General features: G+C 41.5%; 13 protein-coding genes. 5 read left to right on the forward strand and 8 right to left on the reverse strand.

From position 1 onward, the window contains the following. Positions 1-79: 79 nt before the first annotated feature. The 3 genes from MB380_RS18200 to MB380_RS18210 form a co-directional block, all read right to left on the reverse strand. A complete protein-coding gene (locus MB380_RS18200; protein WP_101728100.1) occupies positions 80-781 on the reverse strand; it encodes a porin family protein in 702 nt (233 codons plus the stop codon). A gap of 65 nt (positions 782-846) precedes the next feature. Then, positions 847-2040 carry an S-adenosylmethionine:tRNA ribosyltransferase-isomerase gene (locus tag MB380_RS18205; RefSeq protein ID WP_253529493.1) on the reverse strand — a complete coding sequence of 398 codons (1194 nt, stop codon included), beginning with the start codon at positions 2038-2040 and terminating at the stop codon, positions 847-849. Between the two features lie 24 nt (positions 2041-2064). Next, positions 2065-2571 (reverse strand): hypothetical protein, encoded by a 507-nt coding sequence (locus MB380_RS18210; protein ID WP_253529496.1) that lies wholly within the window; start codon positions 2569-2571, stop codon positions 2065-2067. A gap of 178 nt (positions 2572-2749) precedes the next feature. On the opposite strand from MB380_RS18210, the gene MB380_RS18215 reads away from it, so the two are divergent. From MB380_RS18215 to purH, 4 genes are all read left to right on the forward strand, one after another. After that, positions 2750-3772 carry a hypothetical protein gene (locus tag MB380_RS18215; protein ID WP_253529506.1) on the forward strand — a complete coding sequence of 341 codons (1023 nt, stop codon included), beginning with the start codon at positions 2750-2752 and terminating at the stop codon, positions 3770-3772. Further along, positions 3726-6185, forward strand: coding sequence for a hypothetical protein (locus tag MB380_RS18220; RefSeq protein WP_253529508.1), 2460 nt, complete (start codon positions 3726-3728; stop codon positions 6183-6185). Before MB380_RS18215 ends, MB380_RS18220 begins: the two co-directional genes overlap by 47 nt. After that, positions 6182-6733, forward strand: coding sequence for a cob(I)yrinic acid a,c-diamide adenosyltransferase (locus MB380_RS18225; RefSeq protein WP_253529512.1), 552 nt, complete (start codon positions 6182-6184; stop codon positions 6731-6733). Before MB380_RS18220 ends, MB380_RS18225 begins: the two co-directional genes overlap by 4 nt. Positions 6734-6985: 252 nt before the next feature. After that, entirely contained in the window at positions 6986-8506 is a 1521-nt protein-coding gene (gene purH / locus MB380_RS18230) for a bifunctional phosphoribosylaminoimidazolecarboxamide formyltransferase/IMP cyclohydrolase (RefSeq protein ID WP_253529514.1), read from the forward strand. Between the two features lie 68 nt (positions 8507-8574). Here the strand turns inward: purH and gmk are convergent, their stop codons facing one another. From gmk to MB380_RS18250, 4 genes are all read right to left on the reverse strand, one after another. Further along, the gene (gene gmk, locus MB380_RS18235) at positions 8575-9177 is read right to left on the reverse strand and encodes a guanylate kinase (protein WP_253529516.1); all 603 of its coding nucleotides are present in this window, start codon (positions 9175-9177) and stop codon (positions 8575-8577) included. A 113-nt stretch (positions 9178-9290) separates the two neighbouring features. Beyond that, entirely contained in the window at positions 9291-9587 is a 297-nt protein-coding gene (locus tag MB380_RS18240) for a hypothetical protein (RefSeq protein ID WP_253529520.1), read from the reverse strand. Between the two features lie 135 nt (positions 9588-9722). After that, entirely contained in the window at positions 9723-10334 is a 612-nt protein-coding gene (locus tag MB380_RS18245; protein ID WP_101728108.1) for a sigma-70 family RNA polymerase sigma factor, read from the reverse strand. 233 nt (positions 10335-10567) lie between these two features. After that, positions 10568-11443, reverse strand: a complete 876-nt coding sequence (locus tag MB380_RS18250; RefSeq protein WP_253529523.1) for a winged helix-turn-helix domain-containing protein — start codon at positions 11441-11443, stop codon at positions 10568-10570. Positions 11444-11579: 136 nt separating this feature from the next. Here MB380_RS18250 and MB380_RS18255 point away from each other — a divergent pair, with 136 nt between their 5' ends. Next, positions 11580-11978 carry a hypothetical protein gene (locus MB380_RS18255; protein WP_253529526.1) on the forward strand — a complete coding sequence of 133 codons (399 nt, stop codon included), beginning with the start codon at positions 11580-11582 and terminating at the stop codon, positions 11976-11978. 42 nt (positions 11979-12020) lie between these two features. On the opposite strand, the gene MB380_RS18260 is transcribed toward MB380_RS18255, so the two are convergent. Then, positions 12021-12896 (reverse strand): AraC family transcriptional regulator, encoded by an 876-nt coding sequence (locus MB380_RS18260; protein WP_253529529.1) that lies wholly within the window; start codon positions 12894-12896, stop codon positions 12021-12023. Between the last annotated feature and the right edge of the window lie 149 nt (positions 12897-13045).

Raw genomic sequence — 13045 nt, forward strand, 5'->3', positions numbered from 1 at the left:
GCGTGCCACGCTTTGCGGGGCGTGGCACTTATTTCTGTTGCAAACTTACAAACGATTTAACAAATCATCGTTACTAAATTTATTTCTTTTTTTTCTTGTCGCCGTGTTTCCTCCACCAGTTGAAATAATCGCTGAAATTATAAGTTGCCGAAATCTGAAGCGTTCTGTTCTGGAACTCCAAAGGTATCGGGGCCTTGCCAGTCGGGGTGTAAGTTTTATTGGTTGTATTAGATAAACCATGAACATACCGGATATTAATACTAAACAAATGAGCCACATCCAACATATCAATTCGCAGGCCACCTACTACGTTCAGGTCATGCTGGTTATATGGCCCCCGGCTGGTTCCGGCATTTATGGCATAGCCGTACTCTGGCCCTGCCACAATTGAAATATTTTTGGCTACCTCATAACCAAATAACACAGGTACGCTAATGTACCGGTACTGATTACGTAAAATGGTATTGCCGGTTTCGGCAAAATTGGTAGAAGCCTTGAAGCTGCCCCCTCTTACCTGATAATATACTTCTGGCTGGATACTGAATTTCTTCAGATTAAGACGATAGAACAAACCCGCATTGTAGTCATTTCTGAACTTGGGTATAATATTACTGGGGTTATCAACAATAATTGTTTTCGATATACCCGTACCCACCTTAAAGCCATACTGGCTCAATGGCCGTATCTGGGCAGATGATAGCAAACTAACGATAAGAAGCAGCGAAGTGAGACCTACTGTAAGTGTATTTTTTGATTGCTTTTGACTGTGTATTTGTTCCATCAGCGGATATTAAGGATATTTTTAGAATAGCGGTTTTAAACCATAACGAAATTTGATTGGCAAAATTACGGAATCAGTAGCGAAGAATCACCATAACTGAGAAAACGAAAGTTATTTTCAAGCGCAAAATCATAGATTGTTCTCCAGTTATCGCCTACCAAGGCTGCTACAAGCAGAATAAGGGTTGAGTCGGGCTGATGAAAATTGGTAATAATTCCTTTACAGATTCTGAACTGATAGCCCGGAAAAATGAAAATCTCGGTTTCGCCAATCAGTTGTTCTATGTTTTTCAGGTCCATGTAGTTCAACACAGCCTGCAACGATGCCTCAATGCTGACTTCGTTCTGCCATTGATACGGAAACAGCTTTTCAATAAAGAAAGTCTCATTCCCTTCCAATAGTTTTACGCCAAACCAGTACAGGCTTTCAAGCGACCTCATAGAGGTTGTGCCCACTGGTATCACAAATGCCCTATTCGCAAGCAGTTTTTTTATAAAGTCTTTTTCAAACACAATCTGTTCAGAGTGCATCTGGTGTTCTACCACATTCTGCACCTTAATGGGCTGAAACGTCCCTGCTCCTACGTGCAGGGTTATGAAATCGTATTCAATATCATTAGTAACCAGGTCGAACAACACTTTTTCGGTAAAATGCAGCCCTGCTGTGGGTGCAGCCACGGCACCGTCGTTTTTAGAATAAACGGTCTGGTAGGTATCGTAATCCTTCTCTTCGGTTTCTCGTTTCAGGTAAGGTGGCAACGGAATCTGGCCAAAAAACCGAACAATCTCTGCGAAGGTCAGTTCAGGGTTATTCCAGGTAAACTGCACATAGTTTTTTTCGTTGTCAACCAGTTCTGCTACCAGTTCCAGATCATCTTTAGTATGAACACTATATTTACCCGTCAGCCTGCCCTTCAGCCTTTTCTTATTACCAATCATGCAGGCCCACGTACAGGTATCGCGCGTTTCCATTACCTGCGATATGACCGTGGAAGGTGCAACAGGATTCAGCAGGAAAATCTCAATCAACGCTCCGCTTTCTTTTTGAAAATAAAGCCTAGCGGGAATCACTTTTGTGTTGTTGAAAACCAGAAAAGATTCTTTCGGCAGATGCGCTGCCAGGTTATAGAAACGGTCTTCGCTTATTAAAGAGTCTTTGTAAACCAGTAGTTTAGACACGTCACGGGGTTCAACCGGAAACCGGGCGATTCGCTCATCTGGCAGATGATACGTATATTTATCTAAATCAAGGGTTATCATACTTTCCGAATCTATAGGCTACACTTATTCCTTTGTTTCAGGATTGGTGTACAATAATTTAACGGGCAGATAAAATATAACCACAAGCAAAATAACTGCACCAGCCAAAACAAACCAGTCGTAATTAATATCCAGTTTCTGGTCTTCCGAACGATTCACACGGCTCAGCGCCAGCAAAAAGAAAATCATATAGGTATTAATAACCGCTATGAAAACATCAAACCAGGTGGCTAGCAACTGTCTCAACGCATCTGTATTTTTGGCCCACAGGCTTTTCTGGTTTAGCTGTGCAAAATTCAATCTTAGTACCTGGCTTTTGAGCAGGTTCAGCAGAAAATTAAATACGATGATGGTACCAAAAGCGATATAAAAGAAGTCTTGCTTGCTAATGAAGTCATCAGGCCTGCCGGATGAAGTATGATGAACGGCTACGTCATCAGGAAAAGTAAAATAACAAACAATTAAAGTAATAGCTAAAAATGGCATAGATACTTTACGCCACAAGCTGAAAAATATATTTGATATAGACATCAGAAGGAAATTTTTGATTTACAGGCTACTCTGCAAATCACTTTCTAAAACAAATGCATCGGGTAGCACGACCAATTTTAATGGCAAAGGTACATTACAGATTTAGATTTTTCTCAAAAAAACTTTTTTCATTCTACCCCTTTGTATATTTGGCAAACTTTTAAGTGGGCACCTGTTTATGCGATTTCACCTGTTTTTGATTGTTCTGCTTATTCAGTCCTGCAGAACAGATACACCACCCAAAGACCTGACCAGAGGGTTTTATTACTGGAAATCGTCGTTTAAATTGACCGAAGCCGACAAAAAAACACTTGATACCTGCCATATCAACAAACTTTACATTAAAGCCTTTGATATAGACTGGGATTTTAAAGCCAATGCGCCTGCCACAAAAGCCCCTGTACAGTTTGATGACCTGCCTCCTAAAACCATTACGCTGGTCCCTGCCGTTTTTATTACCAACCAGACCCTCAAACAATTAACGTATGCCGATATAAAGAACCTGGCAGACTTCATGCAAACTCAGTTGATGAAGGTATGGTCGGGTCTGTATTTTAATGAAATCCAAATTGATTGCGACTGGACTATCAGCACCAGGCAGAAATATTTTCGCTTACTTGAATTACTGAAACAACAAAACCTGGATAAAACCCTCTCGGCTACTATTCGTTTACACCAAATCAAGTTTGCGCACAAAACGGGTATCCCGCCTGTTGACAGAGGCATGCTGATGTTTTACAATATGTCTGACTGGAAAAACCCCAACATCAAAAACTCTATTTTTGACCTCAACGCGGCTTCGCAGTACACAGCCACGCTCAGCAAATATCCCCTGGCGCTGGATGTTGCCTTCCCGATATTCAGGTGGGCGGTTTTTTATCGAAACAATCGCTTCATGACAGTTGTTAATAAGCTGGACGAAGCCACGCTGAACAGGCAAACTTTTTTAAGAAAAGACGGCAACCGATATGATGTAGAAACTGATACTTATGCCTTTGGAATGTCGTTACGTAAAGGCGACCTGATACGAACAGAAGAAGTAACGCATGACGAACTTTTGAAAGGTTCGAAGGCAATAAGCAAGCAAATTTCCACACAAAAACTTACATTTGTATTCTATTATTTAGACCCTGAAATTACATCTCATTACAGCCATGAGCAGCTCTGCCAGATCTTTCTTTCGTTTGGGTTACCGGACTAAATCTGTCATTATTTTACTATTAATGGCCTGTGGGCCTCAACCCTTCGACTACGACGAGTTCAAGAGTTTCTTCATGCCTGAAAGCGCCCGTAATGAGGCTGCATTCCATCCTTACAACTTTACCCCTCAGTTTTTGTATGATGATTCTGATTGGTATGCTGACTCACCAACAGACCCTGCAGAAGCTGCCAATACCAAAGCATGGGCCAATTACGCTGGCATTGAAGATAGTATTGTAACGGAAGAACTTTACCCGAGATATGGCAGCAAAACTACTACAGGCCTAAGCCAGGCGCTTAAGGAAAAAGGTAATTTGCATGCACTACAATATCTGGAGTTTTCAAAAAAAATAGCCGTTGCTGACATCGCTACAGAAGCAGGCGGAACCGCCACTAAACCCGACTTTGAGGCCTGGTTAAACCTGATAAAGTCTGAATACAACCAAAGCACAGATGCCTTTATAAAAGAACGGCTGGCCTACCAGGCTGTAAAAGTGGCCGATATGGCCGGTAAGCCCCAACAAAGCATTGACTTTTACAATTCTTTAGTAAAATCTTTGCCGACGAAGACATTCATCAGCGATTGGGCTTGTGCGCGCATGGCCGGGGCTTATGTGCATGCCGGCGACTCAACACAGGCATATTACCAGTTCTCTCAGATTTTTGTTAATGCCCCAACTCGCCGCAAAGAGGCGTATCTGAGCCTGAGAACCTACCTGCCCAAGCTGAAAGACGAGGCATTGAAACTTTGCAAAACCGATGCCGAACGAGCCAATATATATGCCGCCACTGCTGTGCTGCCATTTCAGGATGGCCTGCCGATGATGGAACAAATCAGAGACCTGAATGCCAACAGCCCCTTACTTGAATTTGTAATGGCGCGTGAAATCAATAAAAATGAGGACTTCTTTTTTAATACCCGCGAAGACCTGAAATATGCGTACTGGAACCTGGATTCGCTTAAAAAAGCTAATCTGAAAACCGATGCTCCGGGGTATTTCAATAAGTTATTGAATTTCTCATTAGAATCTGCAGAAAATCCTTCACTAAAAACATCACCTTTCTGGTATACATCAGCTGCTTATCTCACATTTATTGCCAGAGACTACAAAAAAGCAGCTGACTTATTGCAAAAAGCAAAAGCCATACCTACTACCAATAAAGCCCTGCAAGACCAGATAGCTATGCAGGAACTGACATTACTTGTCAGCGAAACAGAACATATAACACCCGAAATTGAAAGAAAGGTAATACTCTTGCTGGAACGCTTCTCCAACTCGCGCAATTTCAGGGTAGCTAATAACTTTAACGCCGCCTGCCGGATACTTGCAGCTAAATATCGCGGCCAGCCCGTAACCGATGAATTTACAGAAGCCAATGGCCGGAAAATGGAAGCGGCTGTCTCTAAACCTAAAGAAAACAAAACGCTCGGGTGGCTTTCAGGATGTTTCGGCAAAAAAAACAAAAAGTTCATACCTTCTTCTGAAAGCACAGCCAAAGCTTTTCTATTATCAATGCTAACTTCCTCTCAGCTGGGGTATTCCAAACAAACCGATAGCAATACGCTAACTGCCTATTTTATGAGCAATGCCGACCAGTATGCCATTGAAGACTCTACCTCTTCGGCCACTATTTATGGTGTTATCAGTTATTTCAGCAGTAAAAATCAGAATGATTTTGATAAAAGATTAATAAAACTAACCGGGTTGACCAATGATTACCTCTACACTGTTTTAGGCAGAAGGGCGCTGGCAGAACATCAATACACCAAAGCAGCAGAGGCATGGCAGCATATTTCACCTGCAACGTGGCAGGCAGAGCCATTCAAGACGTATCTGGATGTAAACCCTTTTCATCTCGACGGGCAAGGCGATACCAACCCCAAACAAAGAGTTACGCCCCTTTCATTTGCGCTTCGAATGGCCGAATTGCAAGAAAAAGTCAATAAAAACCCTGCCGACTACCAAAGCTGGTTGTTGTTGGGTTGTGGCAGCTATAATATGAGCTATTTTGGGAATAGCTGGATTCTGCAACGAAGAGGATGGAGCGGCGGAGAACAGAGAAATGAAAAGGACGATTATTACACCTCAGCAAAATCGCTGGCGTATTTTGACAAGGCCATGAAAACCGCCCCAACTGCTGAAGATGCCGCAAAGGCCTGTTATCTGGCCGCAGCCTGTCAGAAAATCAGATACGAGTTGGTTTATACTGCCTTGTATGACGGCCTTTATCTTTTACCCGACGATGAACGCACCAGAAAAGAAAAAGAGATAAACAAAACGCTGGAGAATTTACGAAGAGAAAAATACGCCACATATTTCAATCTTCTGAAAACAAAATATCAAAGCACCAACTATGCTTCTCAGTTAATAGACGAGTGCAGTACTTATAAAGACTTTTTAACAGGCAAATGAAAATATATACCAAAACCGGCGACAAAGGCACAACCGCACTTGTAGGAGGCCGCAGGGTTAGCAAAGGCGCCCTGAAGATTGAATCTTACGGCACGGTAGACGAGTTGAACTCATGGATAGGCCTGATAAGAGACCAACCCGTGAACGAACCAAGACGGGATGTGCTGAAAGAAATTCAGGACAGGCTTTTTACTATCGGCGCTGATTTGGCCTCAGAGCCGGAAGAATTAAGAAAAAAACCAATACCCAGCCTGTTTGATGAAGACATTACACTACTGGAAAAAGAAATGGATAAAATGGATACCGAATTATCCCCTTTGCGTGCCTTTGTTCTGCCCGGAGGGCATCAGTCGGTATCTTATGCACACCTGGGGCGTACGGTGTGCCGCAGAGCCGAAAGGCTGGTGATTCGTTTGGCAGAAGAAGAAGAGGTAAACCCAATGGTTGTAAAATACCTGAATCGGCTGTCTGATTATCTGTTCGTGTTATCGCGCAAAATGACACAGGAACTAGGCAGCGAAGAAATAACCTGGAAACCCCGGCTCTAATACAGGCACTATTCCAGTTAAAAAAATTTGTATTTTTTTGCGATGTGCCAACTAATAATTAACTGACCAATACTACTCAAAATCTTCTGAAACCATGTTTTTGGGTTCAATACCCGGCATTTTTGAATGTTTACCTAAAAATGCTGACGTATTACAAAAAAGCACTAATTTTGCACTTTCGTTTTCACAACCATAATCTATGGCCACACCTGTCCATAGAATTACATACCATTAATAGCAAAACATTCCAAAATGGCTAAGAAAATACAATCGGCTCTTATTTCGGTTTACTACAAAGACGGTTTAGATAAAATAGTAAAATTATTGCACGAACATAACGTTCAGATTTTCTCAACGGGCGGCACCCAAAGTTTCATTGAAGACCTGGGCATACCGGTTACAGCCGTAGAAGACCTGACCAGTTACCCTTCTATTTTTGGTGGGCGTGTAAAAACCCTTCATCCAAAAGTTTTTGGTGGCATTCTGTATCGCAGAGACAACGAAGGAGACGTTCAGACAGCTGCTCAATTTGAAATTCCGTCAATTGATTTAGTGATTGTAGATTTATATCCGTTTCAGGAAACGGTGGCTTCTGGTGCCGGAGAAGAAGACATTATCGAGAAAATAGATATCGGCGGTATATCGTTGATACGCGGCGCTGCCAAAAATTTTAACGACGTTCTGATTGTTTCGTCTCGTAACCAGTACGACGACGTCTTCAATATACTTCAAGCCAAAGATTGCGGCACTGACCTGGAAGACCGCCGCCGTTATGCCATGGAAGGTTTTGCCATGAGTTCGCAATATGACACGGCCATTCATGCTTACTTTGCTAATGATGTTTACAATAGTCTGCAAAGTTTTGCAGCATTACCAAAGAAAGAACTACGCTATGGCGAAAACCCGCATCAGGCGGCTACATTCTACGGTGATCTGGATAAAATGTTTGACCAGATACACGGCAAGGAATTATCATACAATAACCTGATGGACGTAGAGGCTTGCGTAAGACTGATTGATGAGTTTGAAGAAACCTCTTTTGTAATTATTAAACATAACAATGCCTGTGGTGTGGCGTCAGCCCCTACGGCGCATCAGGCCTATGTAAATGCACTGGCTTGTGACCCCGTTTCGGCTTTTGGTGGTGTTATTATTACCAATGCTAACGTTGACCTGGCCACAGCAGAAGAGCTGCATAAGCTGTTTTTCGAGATTTTAATTGCGCCTTCGTTCGATGACGACGCGCTGGCCATTCTGAAAAAGAAAAAAGACCGCCGATTGCTTATCAGAAAACCGGTTGAATTAAGTAAAAAACAATTCCGCACTTTGTTGAATGGTGTGTTAGAACAAGACAAAGACAACGCCATTGAAACTGGTAAAGACTTTAAGGTAGCTACCGAAAAAGCGCCGACCGAAAGCGAGGTAAAAGCGCTAGAGTTTGCTTTGAAAATATGCAAACACCTGAAATCAAACAATGTGGTGCTGGCAAAAGACGGTCAGTTACTGGCTTGTGGTGTGGGGCAAACTTCGCGCGTTGATGCCCTGAAGCAAGCCATTGACAAAGCCAAAACATTTGGATTTGATTTAACAGGAGCAGCAATGGCTTCTGAGGCCTTCTTCCCGTTCCCAGACTGTGTGGAGATTGCCCATGAAGCAGGCATAAATGCGGTAGTTCAGCCGGGAGGCTCTATCCGTGACCAGGACTCTATTGATTTCTGTAATAAAAATGGGGTGGCAATGGTATTAACCGGGGTGAGACACTTCCTTCATTAATAAAGCAATTGTGCCACGGCTGGGCTCATCAGAGCAAAACCGTGGCACAATATTTTTTAAAGCCTTCTTTATATTTCAAGCGGTTTCTGCTCTATCTTCAATTCATTTCTTACAAAACTTTCGTAAAGTTCTTCTGCTTTTTGCCACGAAGTCTCAATATCATCGTTCAGAAGTATCACGTCAAAGCGGCTCTGAAACTCCATCTCAAACTTCATCTTATACAGGCGTCTTGAAATACTGTCTTCACTATCAGTACCTCTGTTTCTTAAACGCTTCTCCAGTTCTTCCATTGACGGCACCTTTACATAAATAGCCAGGGCATTATCGCCAAAATACTTTTTCAGATTCAACCCACCTTTTACGTCAACATCAAAAATTACGTTTTTACCTTCTGCCCACATCCGTTCAATCTCCGACTTCAAGGTGCCATAGTACGCACCCGGATACACCTCTTCCCATTCAATAAATGCTTCGTTGTCAATTTTTTCCTTAAAATCGTGTATTGTCAGAAAATAATAGTCTTTTCCGTTTTCTTCGTTTCTGCCGCGCTTATCTCTTGTGCAGGCCGAGATAGAAAACCCGAGGTTTGCGTATTTATCAAGCAGGTGCTTAACAATGGTAGTTTTTCCGGAGCCGGACGGAGCGCAAAAAATAATGGCTTTACCTTTCATTGAGAGTGTTTTTTACCTTGCCCAAACAAGGTGGGTAGCTGAAATGAATTATTAAAAAAGCCACCAGGCTTTTAAACCTGATGGCTGAATATTTTGCAAAGATAGCGAAATCATCAACTAAACAACAAATGATACAGTTTTACTTCGGCAAACACAAACATTAATATCAATAATCCCAGTCCTACTTTTGCTCTTATATCTACTACTGTCGACTGCGGGCAGCATTTCTTTTCCATCTTTAATTGAAGTGCGTCTTTGATACTCTTCTCCAATTTATAACCCTCAATGCAGGGCATACAATCGTCCATGTGTAACTTAAAATGCTCTAGCTCAGCCTCTGATGCCGATCCATCAAGTACAGCCTGTATCATTTGCATACACTTCTGATGATTTTCACACCTATGTTTCATTGGTATAATGTTTAGGGGACTCCACTCTGCGCCCTCTCAATTAATGTTTTGTTTTATTGTTTCAGGCTTTTGGCCATCCACACTAATTATCGATAGTTTCTAATCCTTAATAAAGTCTAATTCAAGACCGCCTGCTTAATCCTGCTCTGCCATTTCATCGGTCTTGTAGCCCATAGATGAGGCGTAGCTTTTCAGCTTCTCTTTCAACAAATTCCTTGCTCTGTGTAATCTTGACCTAACCGTTCCGATAGGTATGTCCAAAATTTTTGCCATTTCTTCATACGTAAACCCTTCAATATCGCAAAGGATAATTACCGTACGAAAATCAACGGGCAGGCTGTTTAAAGCATTAGCCACCTCGTCGCCAATCATATCCTGAACAGTCTCGGTCCGCAGGTCAGTTGTGGCATCCATTTCGGCATCTTCTACCGAATTATAGGTAGTTTCAACGTCCTGATAATCAACCTTTGACGGCTCCTTGCTTTTCTTGCGGTAGTCGTTTATGAAACTGTTTTTCAGTATTCTAAACAACCACGCTTTTGCATTAGTTCCACGCTCAAATGAATTGATAAACCTGAATGCCTTCAGATAGGTATCCTGTACCAGGTCATTGGCATCGTCTTCGTCGTTGGTAAGTCTGAAGGCGAAATTGTACATCGAGTCAATATGAGGCATAAATTCCTTATCAAAGACCGCGTACTTTTCTTTTTCTGAATATCTTTCTATTTCAATTATTTCTTCTTCCATAAGCTTAATGGCTTTAAAAAAACCTACAAACAGCTATTTATAGGCATTGTACTAGCTCAAATGTATACTCCTCCATAATTTCGGTAAAGTTAAGAGTTTTAGCAAGAAAAAAATAATAATATTCCATGAAAACGAAAATTACGCCGATGGAAGATTTGACAGTACGAAAGGATATTTACAATGATTATTTACCTGCCGGCTTAGCACTCAGGCACATTTAATACCCAGAAAAATCAGGCAGAAACTTCAAGTTTATAGCCCTTTCCGTGAATACTCGTTATCCTGATGCTTTCATCTGCCTGCAGTTTTTTTCTTAGTTTAGAAACAAACACGTCCAGGCTTCTGCCCACTACATATACGCCTTCGTCTTCCCAAACTTCTTTTAAAAGTTTTTCTCTTTCAACTACCTGATTCTGGTTAGCCGCAAAAATGCTCAGCAGTCTGGCTTCTTTGTCTGATAACTCCACTTCGTCTTTACCTTTTACCAGCAAGGCTCTTTCCGGATAAAAGTAGAAACTGCCCACCATTACAAAAGGGCTGTCGGCCACTTTTGTATTTTTCTTAACCAACCGGAATAATCTTGCGCTGAAAATTGAAAAAAGTGTTCCACCTGTTAAAATAAACCCTACCGCCCACCATACATTCATGCCCAGGGTTTTCTGATAATCGCCTGTAAACTCTATCTGAATCTGGTAACAGTCGGTTGTTTGTCTACGTCCAAGGCAGGGCATTACGTCAGTTTGTTTTGCTCTTACCTCGTATCCGAATATAACATCAGGCTTATTGCAGCTGTAAACATTAACCATGTAATCAAGCGGTAGCTGGGCATTGGCCAGCCGTTCATGCACAATTTTTACGAGTGTATCCGGAACAAAAGAAAATTTGCTCTGAAATTCGAGTTGAAAGATTCTTTCGCCTACCTTTTTTACAGGCAGTATGGTTGAGGTAGAGTCTCCGGCATGCAGCAAAAGCTTGTGGCCTATTTCACGCACAACCAGTATGGCTCTCTTTTCAAGAAATCCACCTGAATCGTCAACAGACCATGTGCCTGCCGAAAGCGCTAAAGCCGCCAGTATGGCCAGGCAGGTGATGTATATTTTTGGTTTCATAATCAGACAAAAGTAGAGTAAAGATGAAACAGATTTAACAGAATTACATACAATTTACACTTTTTTACATTCATTTTACTTCTGCCTGTGGCCAGTAAGTTACATTTGGGTCAATATACATTCAAAAAAAACAATTATGAAAAAACTCTTTGCAACCGCATTCTTTTGTTGTGCACTGGCAGCCAGTGCATTTAGCCAGCAGATTTGCTCAGCAGCATTTGTTGGCAATAAAATGGTGGTAGACCAGTATACCAAAACAGGCTATAAAAATGAAATAGCTATTGATGCCAAAGGAGAACTGACAGTGAATACCGTGAGCCTGTCGGCTACTGAAAGTAAACCAGTAAACCCAATACCATTTAAAGTGGCCATTAAAGAAAAAGAAACACGGACGATTACTTTGTTTTCAAAAGAAGATTTTATGAAAGTAGATGTGCAGAAAGTATTATCAAGTTGCAAAAAAGGCGACCAGATAGTATTGCTGACACTAGACAAACAATATGCCTTGCCGCACAATGAAATACTGGTAAAATAAAAAATAACAAAGCTGCTTAACCCGCAAATTGGTTAAGCCAAATTACCTGATACCTTTTATGTACTCTTTCTGGTACATAAAAGGTGTTTTACCAGTAATATCTTTAAACTGGCGGTTAAAATTTGAAATGGTATTATAACCACTTTCATAAGCCACCTGTGTAATATTCAGGCTGCCTTCATGCAGCAACTTGCAGGCATGGCCGATACGGATTTCGGCTATGAAATCGAAGAAAGTTTTGTTGGTGCGGCTCTTAAAGTACCTGCAAAAGGCCGATTCGCTCATACTAACCAGCGAGGCAAGTTCGCTCAATCTTACTTCTTCCTTAAAGTGTTTCATTACATACTCATGCACTTTTTGCATGCGTTCGGTCTCCGAAACCTTATGCGTATTTACATACCCAAAACTGGCAATATAACTATACTCGTTAGACTGCGACAACTCGTGCAGCATCGCCAGAAACTTCAACACCCGCTCAAAGCCCTCATATTGGTGCAGGTTTAGCAGCTCATGCCTGATGTAATCTCGCGTACTCCCAAAAATATCAAGCCCGCGTTCTCCTTTTTCAAGCAATTGCTTGAGGGGGTGCATTTCGCTTTTTTCAAAGAAACCGTCGCCCAGAAAATCCTCGGTAAAATAAATTACTATACCATGCGTTTGTAAACCCGAATTATGGTCAAAATACACGCGGTCGCTTTGCCAGAGATGTGGAATATTCGGCCCTAAAAAAACGGTATCGCCCGCTTCAAAATGGCGGATATTATCACCAATAAATCTTGTTCCGCTGCCTTCCAGCACGGTAAACAACTGATAATGCGGATGAAAATGCCAGTTGGGGTCAAAATGCGGCTCTACCAGCTCTTTTAAAGTAAAAGAATAAACAACACTGTCTACTGATTTTTTTAGGATTGGCTTCATTTCTAACTATTCTGAATTTTAGCATTAAATTTAACAATAAAAATAATTAATGTCAAAATACAGTCATTATTAGTAAAATTAGGCTCATTATTTTGTACTTTTTTAAGATAGTTTTGTAATGTGAAAAAATAAAAAAATCAGCATGAAGT

Origin of the sequence: Emticicia sp. 21SJ11W-3 (genome assembly GCF_024138715.1) — a bacterium.
In the GTDB taxonomy this organism is placed as follows: Bacteria; Bacteroidota; Bacteroidia; order Cytophagales; family Spirosomataceae; genus Emticicia; species Emticicia fluvialis.

What these genes read in the sequence shown, in the direction of transcription:
- MB380_RS18225 (WP_253529512.1), top strand. Translation starts at nt 6,182, where the DNA reads ATGAAAATATATACCAAAACCGGCGACAAAGGCACAACCGCACTTGTA.
- MB380_RS18220 (WP_253529508.1), top strand. Translation starts at nt 3,726, where the DNA reads ATGAGCAGCTCTGCCAGATCTTTCTTTCGTTTGGGTTACCGGACTAAA.
- purH (WP_253529514.1), top strand. Translation starts at nt 6,986, where the DNA reads ATGGCTAAGAAAATACAATCGGCTCTTATTTCGGTTTACTACAAAGAC.
- MB380_RS18215 (WP_253529506.1), top strand. Translation starts at nt 2,750, where the DNA reads ATGCGATTTCACCTGTTTTTGATTGTTCTGCTTATTCAGTCCTGCAGA.
- MB380_RS18200 (WP_101728100.1), bottom strand. Translation starts at nt 781, where the DNA reads ATGGAACAAATACACAGTCAAAAGCAATCAAAAAATACACTTACAGTA.
- MB380_RS18260 (WP_253529529.1), bottom strand. Translation starts at nt 12,896, where the DNA reads ATGAAGCCAATCCTAAAAAAATCAGTAGACAGTGTTGTTTATTCTTTT.
- MB380_RS18250 (WP_253529523.1), bottom strand. Translation starts at nt 11,443, where the DNA reads ATGAAACCAAAAATATACATCACCTGCCTGGCCATACTGGCGGCTTTA.
- MB380_RS18240 (WP_253529520.1), bottom strand. Translation starts at nt 9,587, where the DNA reads ATGAAACATAGGTGTGAAAATCATCAGAAGTGTATGCAAATGATACAG.
- gmk (WP_253529516.1), bottom strand. Translation starts at nt 9,177, where the DNA reads ATGAAAGGTAAAGCCATTATTTTTTGCGCTCCGTCCGGCTCCGGAAAA.
- MB380_RS18205 (WP_253529493.1), bottom strand. Translation starts at nt 2,040, where the DNA reads ATGATAACCCTTGATTTAGATAAATATACGTATCATCTGCCAGATGAG.
- MB380_RS18245 (WP_101728108.1), bottom strand. Translation starts at nt 10,334, where the DNA reads ATGGAAGAAGAAATAATTGAAATAGAAAGATATTCAGAAAAAGAAAAG.
- MB380_RS18210 (WP_253529496.1), bottom strand. Translation starts at nt 2,571, where the DNA reads ATGTCTATATCAAATATATTTTTCAGCTTGTGGCGTAAAGTATCTATG.
- MB380_RS18255 (WP_253529526.1), top strand. Translation starts at nt 11,580, where the DNA reads ATGAAAAAACTCTTTGCAACCGCATTCTTTTGTTGTGCACTGGCAGCC.